Raw genomic sequence first — 16,635 nt, 5'->3', positions numbered from 1 at the left:
GGGAAGGGATTAGCCTTCGGCCGGAGCCTCGGGGCCCTCGCTGGCGGCAGCACTCGACTGCGTGTCAGCTTCCTCAGCCACGACGGGAGCGAGCGACAGCTTGCCACGGTCGTCGATCTTGGTGATCTCGACGAGGATCTTCTGGCCGACACCGAGCACGTCTTCGACGTTCTCGACGCGCTTGCCACCCGCGAGCTTGCGCACCTCGGAGATGTGCAGCAGGCCGTCCTTGCCGGGAAGCAGCGAGACGAAGGCGCCGAAGGCGGCGATCTTCACGACGGTTCCGAGGAACTGCTCGCCGACCTCGGGGTTGGTCGGGTTGGCGATGGCGTTCACCCGGGCACGAGCAGCCTCGGCCGACGGACCGTCGACGGCGCCGATGTAGACGGTGCCGTTCTCTTCGATCGAGATGTCGGCGCCGGTCTCGTCCTGGATGGCGTTGATCGTCTTGCCCTTGGGTCCGATGAGCTCGCCGATCTTGTCGACGGGGATCTGCACGCTGATGACGCGAGGAGCCGTGGGCGCCATCTCGTCGGGAGCGTCGATCGCCGCGTTGAGCACGGAGAGGATCGTGGTGCGGGCGTCCTTCGCCTGCGTCAGAGCGGCAGCGAGCACCGAGGCAGGGATGCCGTCGAGCTTGGTGTCGAGCTGGATCGCGGTGACGAACTCGCTGGTGCCGGCGACCTTGAAGTCCATGTCTCCGAGCGCGTCTTCGGCACCGAGGATGTCGGTGAGAGCCGCGTAGCGCGTCTGGCCATCGACGGTGTCGGACACGAGGCCCATGGCGATGCCGGCGACGGGCGCGCGCAGCGGCACACCGGCGTTCAGCAGCGACAGGGTCGACGCGCAGACGGAGCCCATCGAGGTCGAGCCGTTGGAGGACAGCGCCTCGGAGACCTGACGGATGGCGTAGGGGAACTCTTCGCGGCTCGGCAGAACCGGAACGAGGGCGCGCTCGGCGAGGAAGCCGTGCCCGATCTCGCGACGCTTCGGGGTGCCGACGCGACCGGTCTCACCGGTGGAGTAGGGCGGGAAGTTGTAGTGGTGCAGGTAACGCTTGCTCTTGACGGGCGAGAGCGAGTCGATCTGCTGTTCCATCTTCAACATGTTGAGGGTGGTGACACCGAGGATCTGGGTCTCGCCACGCTGGAACACGGCGGAACCGTGCACGCGCGGGATGACCTGGACTTCGGCATCGAGCGGGCGGATGTCGGCCAGGCCGCGCCCGTCCATGCGAACGCCTTCACGCAGGATGCGGCCGCGGACGACCACCTTGGTGACGGACTTGTAGGCCGCCGAGAAGTCGCGCAGGACTTCGCCGTCGAGTTCGCCGGCTTCGACGCGCTCGGTGAGCGACGCCTTGACGCGCTCCTTGAGCGAGTCGTCGGCGTTCTGACGCTCGACCTTGTCGGCGATCTGGTAGACGTTGACCAGGTCGTCGTAGGCGAGGCCTGCAACGTGGTCGTAGGTCTCTTTGCTGTAGGGCAGGAACACCGGGTAGTCGGCGATCTCCTTGGCAGCCTGGTTGGCGAGAACGTTCTGCGCCGCGACGAGCTCCTTGATGAAGGGCTTCGAGGCCTCGAGGCCCTCGGCCACGACCTCTTCGTTGGGCTTGATGGCGCCGCCCTGGATGAGGTTCCAGCTGTTCTCGGTGGCTTCGGCCTCGACCATCATGATCGCGACGTCTTCGTTGCCCTCGGCGTCGGTGACGACACGGCCGGCGACGATGAGGTCGAAGACGGCCTCTTCGAGCTGCTCAGCCTTGGGGAACGCGACCCACTGGCCGGAACCGTTGTTGGCACCGGGGATGAGGGCGAGGCGCACACCGGCGATCGGGCCGCTAAAGGGCAGGCCCGAGATCTGGGTGGAGGCGGATGCCGCGTTGATGGCCAGCGCGTCGTAGAACTCGCCGGGGGCGATCGACAGCACGGTGACGACGATCTGGACCTCGTTGCGCAGGCCGGTCACGAAGGACGGACGCAACGGACGGTCGATGAGGCGGCACACGAGGATGGCCTCGGTGGAGGGACGGCCTTCGCGGCGGAAGAACGAACCGGGGATCTTGCCGGCAGCGTAGCTGCGCTCTTCGACGTCGACCGTCAGCGGGAAGAAGTCGAAGTTGTCTTTCGGGTGCTTCGAGGCCGAGGTGGCCGAGAGAAGCATGGTTTCTTCATCGAGGTAGGCAGCGACGGCTCCCTGAGCCTGCTGCGCGAGGCGACCGGTCTCGAAACGGACCGTTCGCTTGCCGTAGGCGCCGTTATCCAGCACAGCTTCGGCGAATTTGATTTCTGGACCTTCCACAGGTCACTCCTTACGTTGGTGCCGCGGGTTCACGCGGCAGTGGGCGCGGTCATTCGCGCCCGATTCAGACATACCAAAGCAGGAACAGGCAGTACGTACTCAAGTCGCCGAACTTTTGGGACTTGGCTGATCTCCAGTAGAAAGCCACCATCCGCGCGGATCGGACCGGGTGCGGGCACCAGATCTGTCGACCGAGGGAAGGGAGTTCACCACCGAGGACCAGCTTCCTGCCGGCCTGCTCCGTGTTACTCATGCCCGATCAGAGGTGACCGGACATCGAAATTCTACCAGACAAGGGTTCGTTTGCACCGGAGGCGCACATATTGCATTCAGGAACGGGCGGCCGCGGCGGGCCCGGTTGGGGCCGGGTCGGACGCGAATTCGAGGGCTGAAAAGACGGGCCGGGCGGTGCACGTCGCGATAGGTTTGGTGCCGACCGAAACGAGGAGTCATGACGCTCTCCCCCGACGAGACCGAGCCGGGCGGCACAACATCCGCCGCCCGCCCTCAGAAGAAACGCGTGCCGTTCTGGGACAACGCGCGGTTCGCCTGCATCGTGCTGGTCGTCATGGGCCACGGCATTCAGCGCCTGACCGAGGATTCGGATGCCGCACTCACGGTCTATCTGCTCATCTACGCGTTCCACATGCCCGCGTTCGCCATCGTGAGCGGCTACTTCTCGAAGTCGGACCCGCCCGGGCGGCGGCAGATGGCGCGCGTGATCACCGACATCCTGCTGCCCTATCTGATCATGGAGAGCATCTGGACGCTCGTGCAGTTCTGGGTGGAGGGCGAGCTCAACGTGAACCCCACCCAGCCGTCGTGGACGCTGTGGTTCTTGCTGGCGCTCGGCATCTTCCGGCTGATCTTGCCGTATCTTGCGCTCATCCGCTGGCCACTTCTCTGGGCCGTCGTGATCTCGGTGGGTGTGGGCTATCTCGACAACGTCGACAGCACGTTCTCGCTCAGCCGCACGCTCGGCATCTTGCCGTTCTTCGTGTTGGGCTGGAAGCTGCGGTCGTGGAAGCTTGTCGACCGGTGGCGTGTGACCGAGCGGCAGACGTGGCCCGTGCGCGCTGCGGCCCTCGGGCTGTTCGCCGTGCTCGCGGCCGTTCTCGTTGCCTTCATCGACGTGTGGCGCGACATCGACCTGCGGCTGTGGTTCTTCTACGACGACTCGTATCAGGGGCTCGGCGAGGGTGTGTGGTGGGCGGGGCTCGTGCGACTCGGCCTGATCGCCCTGGCCGTGCTGTTGAGCGCAGCCTTCTTCGTGCTCGTGCCGCGGCGGCAGACCTGGATGACGTCGTTCGGCCAGGCCACCATGTACGTCTATCTGCTGCACAGCTTCGTGCTCTATCCCATCCGGCAGTCCGGGATGCTGCGGCAGGGGCTCGATCCGGATGTCTGGCTCGTCATCATGCTCCTCGCGGCCGTCGGTATCGCCGTCGTCCTGTCGACCGCGCCCGTGCGCCGCGTGTTCCGACCGCTCATCGAGCCGAAACCGCGCTGGTTGTTCGTGCGCCCGGCCGACGAGGAGCGCGTGGGGCCGTCGCGCACCGACCCGACGGGGTCTCGCCGCACGCCGTAGCCCGGTGTCGTGAGGGGCATGGGGCGGGTCGGCATGGGGCGGGGTCGGCATGGGCTGTGAGGCGGGGGGCGTCACGATGCCGCTCGCCGGGGACCGACGACCCCGCAAGCGGCGAGTTGCCGCGCACTGCGGACCAGCGGCGGAAACGACGAATGGCCGCCACCCGAAGGTGACGGCCATTCGCGAAGAAGATCGCGGTCTCAGCGAAGAGACCCGCTGTGCCTTCGTTCTCTTGCGAGAATTAGCGGCGCAGTCCGAGACGCTCGATGAGCGTACGGTAGCGGGCGATGTCGACGTCGGCGAGGTAGCCGAGCAGACGACGGCGCTGACCAACCAGCAGAAGCAGGCCACGACGCGAGTGGTGGTCGTGCTTGTGCTCCTTGAGGTGCTCGGTCAATTCCTTGATTCGAGCGCTCATGATGGCTACCTGAACCTCGGGGGAACCGGTGTCGCCAGGGTGGGTCGCATATTCTTCGATGATCGCCTTCTTAGCTCCTCCATTAAGTGCCATAGAGCCGATCCCCTTTCTCTCGTTGCGCGGTGCCTACCAGCGGGATGCTGTGGCTCTCTTTATCCGCGGCCGTTCAGACGGCAACTGAGCGAGTCTATCAGAGGCTGGGCGCTGCCAGTGCTCTCACAGTGGGGGCACAGACATCCGGGATGCCGCGTGCCTAGGCTCGGGTGAACATACCTCGTTCATAGCTGAAGGGCCACCGACATGGGATTCCTCGACCGACTTCTCGGACGCGAAGAACCGAACCAGCAGAACCCGCAGAATCAGCAGAACCCCGGCGGGCAGTACGGCCAGGGGCAGTACCGCTACGGGCAGCAGTCCTACGACCAGCCGCAGGGTGGTTACCCACAGCAGGGCGCCGGCCAGCAGCAGAACCCCGGGCAGCAGGGTGCCGGAGCCAACGGCCAGCCGCGCAGCGAGGACGAGATCGCCATCGAGCGTTACCGCTACCTGCTGCGCACGGCTCCCCCCGAGCAGATCGAAGAGGTTCACCGCGAGGCGTTCGGCAAGCTGACCCCCGAACAACGCCAGCAGGTGTTCCAGGAGCTCAGCCAGAACGCGCCCCAGGGCGACGCCCCGCGCGACGACTCCCCCGCGGCTCTTGCGTCGTCGGCGACGCGGTCCGAAATGCGCCAGCCCGGCACGCTCGAGCGTTCGTTCTCGAACCAGGGCGGTCGCGGCGGGCCCGGCATGGGCAGCATGTTCGCCGGTTCGTTGATGGGCACCGTGGCCGGCTTCTTCGTGGCGTCCGCGCTCATGTCGGCGTTCCTGCCCAACGACATGGGTGGCAACGACGCGTCGGGTGACGGCTCGGGCGACGGCTCGGGCGACGGCTCGCAGGACGGCTCGGGCGATGGCTCGCAGGATGCCGGAGCCGATTCGGGTGCCGGATCCGACGCGGGCGGCGACCCCGGTGCCGACACGATCTCGGCCGACGGCGGCGGAGACTTCGGCGGAGGCGGCTTCGGTGACTTCGGTGGCGGCGGAGACTTCGGTGGTGGGGACTTCGGCGGGTTCTAGCCAGCCGGTCACCGAGCACTCCCCGTCGAAGAGGAGCGTCGGACACAGAAGAAGGGCCCCGGAATCATCCGGGGCCCTTCTTCGTGCTCGATCGGCGCTGAGGCTTAAGCCGCGTCGCTCGTGAGCAGGTGCTCGGCCAGCAGCTCGAGCGTGCGGATACGGGCGGGTGCGGCATCCGGAGCGGTGCCCCGGCGGGCCGAGGCGCCCGGCGAGACCATGACCTCGTCGACACCGAAACGCTCGCCCAGCTGGCGCAGGCGCGCGGCCGCACCGGCGCCGTCGTCGATGATCCAGGTGCCACGCATGCGCTCGACGAACTCCTTCTGCAGGTCGGTGACGTCGGCGGCGAGCGCCTCCTCCACCGTGAGCAGGGCGCCCAGCGGATCGTTGGTGCGCAGGCGGGCCATCTGTTGCATCTGCGGCAGCGCGAGGAGAGCGGCCTCGTCGACCGTGTCGGCGGCGACCACGTTGGCGGTCAAGAAGGTGCGGGGCGCCTCGAGGAACTCGGACGGGCGGAACTGCGAGCGGTAGAGGTCGAGCGCGCGTTCGGTGCCCTCGCCGCTGAAGTGGTGCGCGAACACGTAGGGCAGGCCCAGGGAGGCGGCCAGCTGCGCCGAGTAGTCGCTCGAACCCAGCAGCCAGACATCCGGAACGCTCGTGGCGCGCGGCGTGGCCTTGAGGCCGTATTCCTGGCCGGACGTCAGGCGCACCGTGGCACCCTCGGGCGAGAGCAGCGCGATGATGTCGCCGACCGAGTTGGGGAACGCGTTGACGTCGGACGTGGCACCCGAGCGGTTGAGCACGGCCGTGACGACGGGATCGCTGCCGGGGGCGCGGCCGAGGGCCAGGTCGATGCGGCCCGGGGCAACGGCCTCGAGGGCCGCGAACTGCTCGGCGACGACGAGCGGCGCGTGGTTGGGCAGCATGACGCCGCCCGATCCCACGCGGATGCGCTCGGTGCGCGATGCCAGGATCGCGATGATGATGGGCGGGTTTGTCGAGGCGACCGACGCCATGTTGTGGTGTTCGGCCACCCAGTAGCGGGTGTACCCCAGGCGGTCGGCGGCCTGAGCCAGCCCGATCGACGCGGCGATCGCCTCTGAGGAGTTTTGATCGGTGCGAACGGGCACCAAGTCGAGTACGGAGAGTTTCAACGCACATCCTTTCTCACCGTAGAGACAACGCGCCGGAGGCTGCTCCATTCCCGGATCGGCCGAAATGAGAGCGGCGCGGCGTGCCGGCGCGGGGCACCCCGGCGTCCTACGCTCGGGTCATGGTGATCCTGGTAACTATCGCGGCGACGCTCTCGGCCGTTCTGCACATCGTCATCTTCTATTGGGAGTCCTACGCGTTCTCCCGGCCGACGGTCTGGCGCCGCTTCGGCCTGTCGTCGCAGGAGGAGGCCGACCAGCCCGCCGTCAAGGCGCTCATGTACAACCAGGGGTATTACAACCTCTTCCTCGCGGTCGGCGCCCTGCTCGGCGGCATCCTCTACGGCGTGGGCGTGCAGCAGGCAGGCTTCGCGATCGGGTTGTTCTCCGTCGCATCCATGCTGGCCGCCGCGATCGTCTTGACTACCACTGGCCCCGGCCGCATCAAGCCCGCCATCGTGCAGGGCACGTTGCCGCTCATCACCGTCATCCTTTACATCGTCGGATGGCTGAACCCCGGTCTCGTCTGACCACTCACGTTCCTCTTAGCGTCGTGACACACGAAACGCGCCGTCCCTCGGGGGCGGCGCGTTTCTGATGTGGTGCGTCTGTGCCGTGCTCGTCGCCCGGCTGCGGGCTATTCGGCGACGATCGAGTAGACGTCGTAGTCGGAGAGCACCTGGCGCCCGCCGAGACCGTCGAGCTCGAGCACCAGGCCGATGCCCGCGACGACGTAACCCGCGCGCTCGATGAGCGTGGCTGCCGCGTTCGACGACCCGCCCGTCGCGAGCACATCGTCGAGGATCAGCACGCGCGAGCCCTGCGGCAGCTGACCGGGGCGGATCTCGAGCGTGGCGGCGCCGTATTCGAGGCCGTAGTCCTCGCTCAGCACCTCGCCCGGAAGCTTGCCGGCCTTGCGCACGATGGCCAACGGCGTGTGGGATGCATACGCCAACGCCGAGGCCAGCAAGAAGCCGCGCGCCTCGACGCCCGCCACCGCGTCATACCGCCCCGCGAAGCGACCCGCCAGGTCGTCGATGACCGCGCGGAAGGCGTCGGCATCGGCGAACACGGGGGTCAGATCGCGGAACAGGATTCCCGGTTTCGGGAAGTCCGGGATGGTGTCACTCAGCGAGAGCACCATCTCTTCGACGGTCAAGGGTTACTTCACACCCAACAGGTCGATGACGAAGATGAGGGTCTCGCCCGAGAGCGGGTGTCCCCCGCCGGCCGGGCCGTAAGCCAGGTGCGGCGGAACCGTCAGCTGGCGGCGACCGCCGACCTTCATGCCGGGGATGCCTTCCTGCCAGCCGGCGATGAGGTTGCGCAGGGGGAAGTTGATGGACTGGCCGCGGCTCCACGAGGAGTCGAACTCCTCGCCGGAGTCGTAGGCAACGCCCAGGTAGTGCACGTCGACGGTCGAGGACGCGGCCGCCTCGTCACCTTCGCCGATGATGAGGTCGACGACCTCGAGGGTCTCGGGCGCGGGGCCGGAGGGGGCTTCGATCTCGGGCTTGCTCTTCGCAGAATCAGTCATGGTTCCATCCAAGCCGAGCGGGGCTCGGGAGTCAAAAACGGGGCGGGGTGGGAAGGCCGTGTGGCGCGTCATCCGGTCGGCAAAAAAGTGTTGCAATTATGGGCGGACGGGAGCATCCTGAGAACATAACTCGTCGCCCGGGAGACTCGCAGGCATTGCCGCTGCACCGGGCGATGAGTCTGTATTTGCCCACGATCTGCCTCGCGAGGGTGGGTGAGCCGGGCCGGTTGGTTTGGGTGCCGGGCGCGACCGGGCTTGTGCGCCGTGTGACGCGACCACGCCGCTTGTCTGTGGCTCCGAGCCTCAGGGCCTGTGCGGCGGGGTTGGCTAGGGGCCGAGGAGGACTGCGCGGTCGGTCGTGACCGCGGCGAGGAGCTCTTGTTCGGTGCGGCGGTTGACCAGGTGGTTGCGGCCCGTGATGATGCGCTGGCGCGTGTAGGCGAGGCGTGTGGCGTCGCGCGCGAACTGGCGCATGACCTTGCCCTTGTCGCCCGGAAGCGTCGCCGCCCACGCGCGGGCACGACGGCGACCCGACCAGGTGGCCAGCATCGTGACCTCGGCGGGCGTGAACCAGCCGGCTGCCGCATATTCGTTCAGGCGCGCCTGCGTCAGCTTGATCTCGTGCCGGCGCACGAGCACCGTGAGCGTCACCGCGCCCGCGAAGAGCGGCACCTGCACGAGCAGGTAGTAGACGATGTAGCTGCCGAGCGAGTCGATGAAGAAGAGCGCACCGTTCCAGAGGGCGTGCAGCAAAATGGCCGGCACGAGGCCGACCAGGAAGTAGAGCAGAGCGCCGAGAGAGGTGGAACGTCGGGCGGCGAAACCGAGGGCGAGACCCGTCATGGTGGTGAACATGACGTGCGCGAACGGCGAGAGCACGGCGCGCAGTACGAAGGTGACGCTCAAACCGCTGAAGCCGCCATCCCACAGTGCCTGCGCGAAATAGAGGATGTTCTCGGTGAAGGCGAACCCGGCGGCGATGACGGCCGCATAGACCATGCCGTCGAGCGGGCCGTCGAAGTGGCGGCGCGCGGCATAGAAGACGATGAGGATGCCGAGACCCTTGGCGGTTTCTTCGACGATGGGCGCCTGGATGGCCGCCGAGAAGAACGCCCCCGGCCCGGAACCCGTGGCCAGATAGGCGGCGACCTCGACCCCGAGGCCGACCAGCAGGGCCATGGATGCGGCGGCCGCCGCTCCCCACAGGAACGAGAAGACGAGGGCGAGACGGGGCTCGGGTTCCCAGCGGTCGACCCAGGCGACGGCCGCGAGCACCACGGCGAGCGGGATGAGCGCGCCGAAGAACGAGAGCCCGACGGCCATGGCGCCGAGCTGCGACACGAAGTAAATGATGAGCCCGCCGAGCAGCAGGCCGAGCACGGCTATCGCTGAGAGCGCGAGAACGGCCATGACGGAGGACGGTTTGACGCGCTGCGACCAGACGGGCTGCACGAAATAGGGCGCCTTGGCCGGCTGCGCGTATTGCGGCTGAGCGTCGCGCGCCGGCTGAGTAAATCCGGGGCCGCCATAGACGGGCTGCGGAGGGAAATAACGCCCCGAATTGGGGGCGGAGGCGGGTCCGTTTTGCGCACCGGGGCCCGGGACACGCCCGTCGGTGGCGTAGGGATCGCGCGGTGTGAGCGGCGGTTCCTGCGGGGCGAGCGGCGCCTGCTGGCTCGAGCGATCGGGCGACGCGTAGGCATGCTGCTGCTCGGGCTGGGCGCTGTTCGGGGCGGAAGGCGCGCCCGGGGGCGCGTTGAGGATGGGTGGGCCGGAGGGCAACCGGCCGTGCGACGAGTTCGGGTCGTCGCCCGGGGTCGGGTACGTCATCGACCTAGAATAAGCGCTCCAGCCTGGGTGAACGAATCGCACAAAACCCGAACGGGGGTCATCCGACCCGATAGCCTGAAGGGGTGAAGTACGCCCATCTCATTGCCGACGACCGTTCCGAGACGACGAGGCTGGTGGTGCGACACGACGACCTCGTCCAATACGTCGAGGATCTGGTCGAGGATTCCCCCGTCGATCTGCAGCAGCTCATCGAGCGTGGCGACTCCGAAGACGCTCGCATCCGCGCGGCCGTCGAGGCGGTCGGATGGCAGCACGATCGGGTCTATCCGCTGAGCGGCTTCACGCACGCCTCCGCGGTTCTGCGCCCGCCGCAGGTCATCGCCGTGGGTCTCAACTATGCGGCGCATTCGAGCGAGCTCAACCTGAAGACCGACAACTCCCCCACGCTGTTCTCGTTGTGGACGAACTCGTTGGCGGGGCACGGCGGCACGACGACGTGGCCGCGCAGCCTGTCGGAGTCGATCGACTACGAGGCCGAGCTCGGCGTGATCATCGGCAGGCCGGCGAAGAACGTGAGCCGCGAGGACGCGCTCGACTACGTGTTCGGCTACACGGTGGTGAACGACATCACGGCGCGCGACATCCAGTATTCCGAGGCGCAGTGGACGAGGTGCAAGAGCTTCGACGGTTTCACGCCGACCGGGCCGCTCGTCGTCACGCGTGACGAGATCGCCGACCCGCAGAACCTGCACGTCGGCACGGTGCTCGACGGTCACGTGATGCAGGACTCGGACACGTCGCACATGGTGCGGAGCGTGGCCGTCTTGATCGAGCAGATCTCTCGCTCGATCACGCTGCTGCCGGGCACCCTCATCTCGACGGGCAGCCCCGGGGGCGCGGGTTATAGCCGCGACCCCCAGGTGTTTCTGCGGGACCGGTCAACGGTCACCGTGTCCGTCGAGGGTATCGGCGAACTCACCACCCATTGCCGCATGATCTGAGTGCGCCTGCGTCGAGGCCTTTTCGCTCGCCGCGCTGCCGTCGATGACGGGGATGGCGGTCGTGATGACCTCGAGGCCCGACAGGCGCGCCGGTGACAGCTGCTTGGTGACCTCTTCGCGCGACATGAGCTTCGACTCGACGACGAGGTCGGCGATGTTGCGACCCGTGAGCAGGGCCGTCTTGGCGAGGGCCGCGGCGGCCGTGTAGCCGATGTAGGGCGTGAGGGCCGTGATGACGCCCACCGACGAACCCACCATGGTCTCGAGGCGCTCGTGGTTGGCCGTGATGCCGTCGATGCAGTTGACGCGCAGGGTGTGGCAGGCCCCCGCCATCCACGTGATGGACTGGAAGAGCGAATGCGCGATGACGGGCTCGAACGCGTTGAGCTGCAGTTGACCGGCCTCGGCCGCCATCGTGACGGTCATGTCGGCGCCGACGACCGAGAACGCGACCTGGTTGACGACCTCGGGGATGACGGGGTTGACCTTGCCCGGCATGATCGACGAACCCGCCTGCTTGGCCGGCAGGTTGATCTCGCCGAAGCCGGCCTGCGGGCCCGAGGACAGCAGGCGCAGGTCGTTGCAGATCTTGGACAGCTTGATGGCCGAGCGCTTGAGCGTGCCGCTGAACGACATGAACGCGCCCGCGTCGCTCGTCGACTCGACGAGGTCGGGCGCGGTCTCGAGCGTGAGGCCCGTGATCTCGTTGAGGTGGCGGATGACGGTGGACGCGTAACGCGGGTCGGCAGTGATGCCCGTGCCGATGGCCGTGGCCCCGAGGTTGACCTCGGCCAGCAGCCACGTGGTCTCGCCGAGCCGCTCGTGGTCTTCGCCCAGGGTGGTCGCGAAGCCGTGGAACTCTTGCCCGAGAGTCATGGGCACGGCGTCTTGCAGCTGCGTGCGCCCGACCTTCAACACGTGGCGGAACTCGTCGGCCTTGACCGAGAAGGAGCGGCGCAACAGCTCGAGTTCGGTGAGGAGCGTGCGCAGCGACAGCGCCAAACCGATCTTGATGGCCGTGGGGTAGGTGTCGTTGGTGGACTGCGAGCGGTTGGTGTGGTCGATCGGCGAGAGGAAGGCGTAGTCGCCCTTCTCGCGGCCCGCCAGCTCGAGCGCGATGTTGGTGATGACCTCGTTGGCATTCATGTTGGTCGACGTGCCGGCGCCGCCCTGGATGACGCCCACGACGAACTGGTCGTGGAAGCGGCCCTCGATGACCTCTTGGCAGGCGCGGTCGATGAGCTCGCCCTTGTCGGCATCGAGCGAACCGAGCTCGACGTTGGCGCGCGCGGCCGCCTGCTTGACGCAAGCGAGGCCCACGATGAGGTCGGGATAGACCGAGATGGGCCGCTTCGAGATCGGGAAGTTGTCGAGCGCGCGGGCCGTGTGGATGCCCCAGTAGACGTCGGCCGGGATCTGCATGCTGCCGAGCGAGTCGGACTCGACGCGCGTGGCGGTATCGGTCTCGGTCATCTCGGCCTCCTGCAGGTAGGGGTGGTCGATCGCGCGCGTGGCGGTCGCCGTCTTCTTCGCACTTCGGAAAGGGTTCACTGTGGCTCCATTGCCTCATCGGGGCGCGCCGAATTTGTGGCCGACGCAGAGAAAATCCGGCTCGTGACCGGATGCCTCCACCCTACTCCGGGGGCCGTCACGGTGTCTCGGCCTGACGCGCACCTGTGGAGAAAAACGGCGTTCCGCCGCTGGGGAGAACGCACCGCCGGGGCCAGCGAATCAGGCGTTTGGCGAACAACCGGCGGCCAGGCGGGCGGCGAACGCGACACACGCGCGAGCGGCGGGCTCAGCGTTTGCGCGAGAAGGCCTCGAGGCGCTCGGCGGGGGCGAGGCGCGACATCCGCTCGACGAAATCGGCCGGGAACGTATTCGAGGGCGGGTAGTCGCCCACGGGCACGGTGGAAAACGAGACGCGATCGTCGTAGACGTGCACGAGGCTGAACGATTGGCCGCCGTCGACGCCGCCCGGGTGATCGAGCGGGCGCGTGAGGTTCATGGTGTAGCAGGTCGCCGCGGCGACAGACACGGGGATGCCCGCGAACAGCGAGTTCGTGCTGTAGTGCAGGTGCCCGCCCAGGATGGCGCGCACATCGCTGCCCCGCAGGACGCTCTCGAGGCGGTGCTGCTCCTGCAGCTCGAGAATGTCGAAGAACGACAGCGGCGAGGGCACGGGCGGATGATGCAGCCCCACGATCGTGCCGTGCTCGGCGGGTTCCGACAAAACGTCTGCCAACCACTCGAGCTGCTCGTCGGCCAACGCGCCGTGATGCCAGCCCGGCACCGAGGAGTCGAGGCCGACGAAGCGGAGGCCGTCGAGGTCGTACACGACGTCGACGGGGGCATCGGTGACCTGCTGAGCCGAGGCTGAAACGCTGGCGCCGGGAGCATCCGTCTCTGGCGTCGAGCCTGCCGCCTGCGACGAGCCGACAGCCCCGAACAGTCCCGCGCGGAACTCCGCCCGCTCGTCGTGGTTGCCCATGAGCCAGATCAGCTGCGCGCCGAGGTCGGCCGCGACCGGTTCGACGAGCGCGCGCAGGCGGGCGTAGGCATCCGGCTCGCCCAGATCGGCCAGGTCGCCCGTGAAGACGAAGGCGGATGGGCGGATCTGCATGGCGCGGATCTGCTCGAGCGTCTGAGCGAGGTGCTGCTCGGTGTCGACCACCCCGTAGAGCGGCGCATTGCCGCCCAGGAAGTGAGGATCGCTCAGGTGAACGATGGTCTGACGGGCGGGTGGGTACTGACCGAACTGGGCGCTCATGCATCCAGTGTACGAAGCCCCACCGACAGCACGGGGCCGTCGATGGGGCTTCGGCCGAACAGAGCCGGCCGGCAGCTAGCCGATGAGCATCTCGATGGGGCCGCGCGCGAAGAAGATCGCGAAACCGGCCGCCACGACCCACAACAGAGGGCTAATCTCGCGGGCCTTGCCGCTGAACGCGCGCAGGATGACCCAGGAGATGAAGCCCGCGCCGATGCCGTTGGCGATGGAGTACGTGAGCGGCATGACCGTGACCGTGAGGAACACGGGCAGGGCGGCCGAGAACTCGGTCCAGACGATGTCCTTGATCTGCGCCATCATGAGCGTTCCGACGATCACGAGCGCGGCGGCAGCGACCTCGGTCGGCACGACCTGCGTGAGCGGCGTGAAGAACATGGCCAGGATGAAGAGCAGACCCGTGACCACGTTGGCGAGACCCGTGCGGGCACCCTCGCCGATGCCGGCACCGGATTCGATGAAGACCGTGTTGGACGACCCCGAGGTGGCGCCACCCGCAACGGCACCGATGCCCTCGACGATCAGGGCGGAACGCAGGCGCGGGAAGTTGCCATCGGCATCGGCCAGGTTCGCCTCGCGCGACAGACCCGTCATGGTGCCCATGGCGTCGAAGAAGTTGGTGAAGACGAGCGTGAAGACGAGCATGAGCGCGGCCAGGGCACCGATGCGCTCGAAGCTGCCGAAACTGACCTGGCCGATGAGGCTGAGGTCGGGCAGGCTCACGATCTGCGCGGGCAGGGCGGGCACGCTAAGGTTCCAGCCGGCCGGGTTCTCGCCGCCGTTCGAGGCACCCACCTTGAAGATGAGCTCGGCGATGACCGCGATGATGGTCGACGCCACGATGCCGATGAGCAGCGCGCCCTTGACCTTGCGGGCCACGAGAATGCCCGTGATGAGGAGCGACACCACGAAGATGACGGTCGGGATGGTGGCCACCGAGCCCGCGATGCCGAGACCGATGGGCGGGGATGCCGAACCCGTCGTGCGCACGAAGCCCGCGTCGACGAAGCCGATGAACGCGATGAAGAGGCCGATGCCCACCGTGATGGCGATCTTGAGCTGCACGGGCACGGCGTTGAAGATGAGGCGGCGAAGGCCCGTGGCGGCCAGCAGCACGATGATGAGACCGTTGATGACGACGAGGCCCATGGCCTCGGGCCACGTCACCTGACCGACGACGCTCACGGCCAGGAACGAGTTGATGCCGAGTCCGGCCGCGAATGCGAAGGGCAGGCGGGCGACGATGCCGAACAGGATCGTCATGACGCCGGCGGTGAGCGCCGTGACCGCCGCGACCTGCGGGAAGCCAAGGGCGTTGCCCGCGACATCCTGACCGCTCGACAGGATGATGGGGTTGAGGATGACGATGTAGGCCATCGCCACGAAGGTGACGACACCACCGCGGATCTCGGTGGCGATGTTCGACCCACGTTTCGTGATGTCGAAGAAGGTGTCGATCCGGCTGGGGGCTGAGCGCGTGGGGGTCGTACGCGTGGGAGTCGATGCCACCGAAGGCGTCCTCTCGGAGAATGTGCGGGAAGATTTCATCGTAATGCGCTAGGGACCGATACGGTAACGAGAGCAATTCTCGCCGGCAACGTCGCCGGACCCCACCCCCGCCCCGCGACGAAAGCTGGAAAACGATGGCGCTGCCCTGGAAACTGCACGGAGACGGTAAGAACGTCGGAGCGTTGGAGGTGGTTCAGCCGGGCGAGCGCCTGAGCTGGCCGCGCACCATCGGGTTCGGCGCCCAGCACGTCGTCGCCATGTTCGGCGCGACGTTCCTCGTGCCCGTGCTCACGGGCTTCCCGCCGAGCGCCACGCTGTTCTTCTCGGGCGTCGGCACGCTGCTGTTCCTCCTCATCACGGGCAACCGCCTGCCGAGCTACCTCGGCTCGTCGTTCGCGTTCATCGCGCCCATCACGGTGGCCACGACCGCGCAGGGCATGGGCAGCGCGCTCTTCGGCATCTTCCTCGTCGGCCTGCTGCTCGCGATCGTCGGCCTCATCGTGCGCGTCACGGGCAGCGGCTGGATCGACGCCCTCATGCCTCCCGTCGTCTCGGGCGCCATCGTCGCGCTCATCGGCCTCAACCTGGCACCCGCGGCCCTCGACAACTACAACAAGGGCCCTCTGACGGCCCTCATCACGCTGGCCGCCGTCATCCTCACGACCGTTCTCTTCCGAGGGATGCTCGGGCGCCTCTCGATCTTCGTCGGCGTCGTCGTGGGCTATATCGCCGCCGCGTTCCAGGGACAGCTCGACTTCACGAAGGTCGAGAAGGCCGACTGGATCGGGCTCCCCGCGTTCCAGGTCATGGACAACCCGTTCCAGAACCCGGCGCTCTGGGCCGTCGTGCCGGCCTTCATCCCCGTCGTGCTCGTGCTCATCGCCGAGAACGTGGGCCACATCCGCGGCGTCGCCCAGATGACCGACCCGAGCGTCAACAAGGTCACCGGCCGCGCGCTCTTCGCCGACGGCCTCGCCACGCTGCTGGCCGGTTTCGGCGGAGGTTCCGGCACGACCACCTACGGCGAGAACATCGGCGTCATGGCCGCCACGCGCGTGTACTCGACGGCCGCCTACTGGGTGGCCGGCATCTTCGCCATCCTGCTGAGCCTGTCGCCCAAGTTCGGTGAGCTCATCGCCACCGTGCCGGCGGGTGTGCTGGGCGGCGTCACGACGGCGCTCTACGGCCTGATCGGCATCATCGGTGTGAAGATCTGGCTCGACAACCGCGTCGACTTCTCGAAGCCCAAGAACCAGTTCACGGCCGCCACGGCGCTCATCGTCGGCATCGCGAACTTCTCGTTCACGGCCGGTTCGTTGGTGTTCAACGGCATCGCGCTCGGCACCATCGCCGCCATCGTGATCTATCACGTCATGAACGCCATCGGTCGCGTGCGCGGCACCGACTGATACACGCCACGAACGGCGAAGAGCGG

Annotated in this window: 14 protein-coding genes; 5 read left to right on the top strand and 9 right to left on the bottom strand. The window is 67.4% G+C overall.

Annotation, left to right across the window (positions count from 1 at the left end; translation table 11 throughout):
* Positions 1-9 precede the first annotated feature (9 nt).
* Positions 10-2,301 (bottom strand): polyribonucleotide nucleotidyltransferase, encoded by a 2,292-nt coding sequence (locus tag ALI44B_RS00405; protein WP_077052826.1) that lies wholly within the window; start codon positions 2,299-2,301, stop codon positions 10-12.
* Positions 2,302-2,752: 451 nt separating this feature from the next.
* Between ALI44B_RS00405 and ALI44B_RS00395 the strand changes: the two genes are divergently transcribed.
* The gene (locus tag ALI44B_RS00395) at positions 2,753-3,889 is read left to right on the top strand and encodes an acyltransferase family protein (protein WP_077052824.1); all 1,137 of its coding nucleotides are present in this window, start codon (positions 2,753-2,755) and stop codon (positions 3,887-3,889) included.
* Between the two features lie 241 nt (positions 3,890-4,130).
* Here the strand turns inward: ALI44B_RS00395 and rpsO are convergent, their stop codons facing one another.
* Positions 4,131-4,400: a 30S ribosomal protein S15 gene (gene rpsO, locus ALI44B_RS00390; RefSeq protein WP_077052823.1), complete on the bottom strand. Its 270-nt coding sequence runs from the start codon at positions 4,398-4,400 to the stop codon at positions 4,131-4,133.
* A gap of 207 nt (positions 4,401-4,607) precedes the next feature.
* Here rpsO and ALI44B_RS00385 point away from each other — a divergent pair, with 207 nt between their 5' ends.
* Positions 4,608-5,423, top strand: a complete 816-nt coding sequence (locus ALI44B_RS00385) for a hypothetical protein (RefSeq protein ID WP_077052822.1) — start codon at positions 4,608-4,610, stop codon at positions 5,421-5,423.
* A 104-nt stretch (positions 5,424-5,527) separates the two neighbouring features.
* Here ALI44B_RS00385 and ALI44B_RS00380 read toward each other — a convergent pair whose 3' ends face one another.
* On the bottom strand, positions 5,528-6,577 hold the full coding sequence (locus tag ALI44B_RS00380) for an LLM class flavin-dependent oxidoreductase (protein WP_238591935.1): 1,050 nt from the start codon (positions 6,575-6,577) through the stop codon (positions 5,528-5,530).
* A gap of 119 nt (positions 6,578-6,696) precedes the next feature.
* On the opposite strand from ALI44B_RS00380, the gene ALI44B_RS00375 reads away from it, so the two are divergent.
* Positions 6,697-7,104 (top strand): DUF1304 domain-containing protein, encoded by a 408-nt coding sequence (locus tag ALI44B_RS00375; RefSeq protein WP_077052860.1) that lies wholly within the window; start codon positions 6,697-6,699, stop codon positions 7,102-7,104.
* A gap of 107 nt (positions 7,105-7,211) precedes the next feature.
* Here ALI44B_RS00375 and ALI44B_RS00370 read toward each other — a convergent pair whose 3' ends face one another.
* From ALI44B_RS00370 to ALI44B_RS00360, 3 genes are all read right to left on the bottom strand, one after another.
* Positions 7,212-7,718 (bottom strand): adenine phosphoribosyltransferase, encoded by a 507-nt coding sequence (locus ALI44B_RS00370; RefSeq protein ID WP_079728407.1) that lies wholly within the window; start codon positions 7,716-7,718, stop codon positions 7,212-7,214.
* A gap of 18 nt (positions 7,719-7,736) precedes the next feature.
* On the bottom strand, positions 7,737-8,111 hold the full coding sequence (locus tag ALI44B_RS00365) for an FKBP-type peptidyl-prolyl cis-trans isomerase (protein ID WP_077052819.1): 375 nt from the start codon (positions 8,109-8,111) through the stop codon (positions 7,737-7,739).
* 327 nt (positions 8,112-8,438) lie between these two features.
* The gene (locus tag ALI44B_RS00360) at positions 8,439-9,941 is read right to left on the bottom strand and encodes a PrsW family intramembrane metalloprotease (RefSeq protein ID WP_083709333.1); all 1,503 of its coding nucleotides are present in this window, start codon (positions 9,939-9,941) and stop codon (positions 8,439-8,441) included.
* 83 nt (positions 9,942-10,024) lie between these two features.
* On the opposite strand from ALI44B_RS00360, the gene ALI44B_RS00355 reads away from it, so the two are divergent.
* Entirely contained in the window at positions 10,025-10,903 is an 879-nt protein-coding gene (locus ALI44B_RS00355) for a fumarylacetoacetate hydrolase family protein (RefSeq protein WP_077052818.1), read from the top strand.
* Here the strand turns inward: ALI44B_RS00355 and ALI44B_RS00350 are convergent.
* The 3 genes from ALI44B_RS00350 to ALI44B_RS00340 form a co-directional block, all read right to left on the bottom strand.
* A complete protein-coding gene (locus tag ALI44B_RS00350; RefSeq protein WP_083709344.1) occupies positions 10,841-12,376 on the bottom strand; it encodes an aspartate ammonia-lyase in 1,536 nt (511 codons plus the stop codon). The two genes, ALI44B_RS00355 and ALI44B_RS00350, sit on opposite strands and share 63 nt — an antisense overlap.
* Before the next feature lie 325 nt (positions 12,377-12,701).
* Entirely contained in the window at positions 12,702-13,673 is a 972-nt protein-coding gene (locus tag ALI44B_RS00345) for a phosphodiesterase (RefSeq protein ID WP_077052817.1), read from the bottom strand.
* 75 nt (positions 13,674-13,748) lie between these two features.
* A complete protein-coding gene (locus tag ALI44B_RS00340; RefSeq protein ID WP_083709331.1) occupies positions 13,749-15,239 on the bottom strand; it encodes an NCS2 family permease in 1,491 nt (496 codons plus the stop codon).
* Between the two features lie 95 nt (positions 15,240-15,334).
* Between ALI44B_RS00340 and ALI44B_RS00335 the strand changes: the two genes are divergently transcribed.
* A complete protein-coding gene (locus ALI44B_RS00335; RefSeq protein WP_077052815.1) occupies positions 15,335-16,609 on the top strand; it encodes a uracil-xanthine permease family protein in 1,275 nt (424 codons plus the stop codon).
* Positions 16,610-16,635: the final 26 nt, after the last annotated feature.

The organism is Leifsonia sp. ALI-44-B (genome assembly GCF_001984125.1).
In the GTDB taxonomy this organism is placed as follows: domain Bacteria; phylum Actinomycetota; class Actinomycetes; order Actinomycetales; family Microbacteriaceae; genus Okibacterium.
This window is presented reverse-complemented; position numbering and strand designations above follow the sequence as displayed.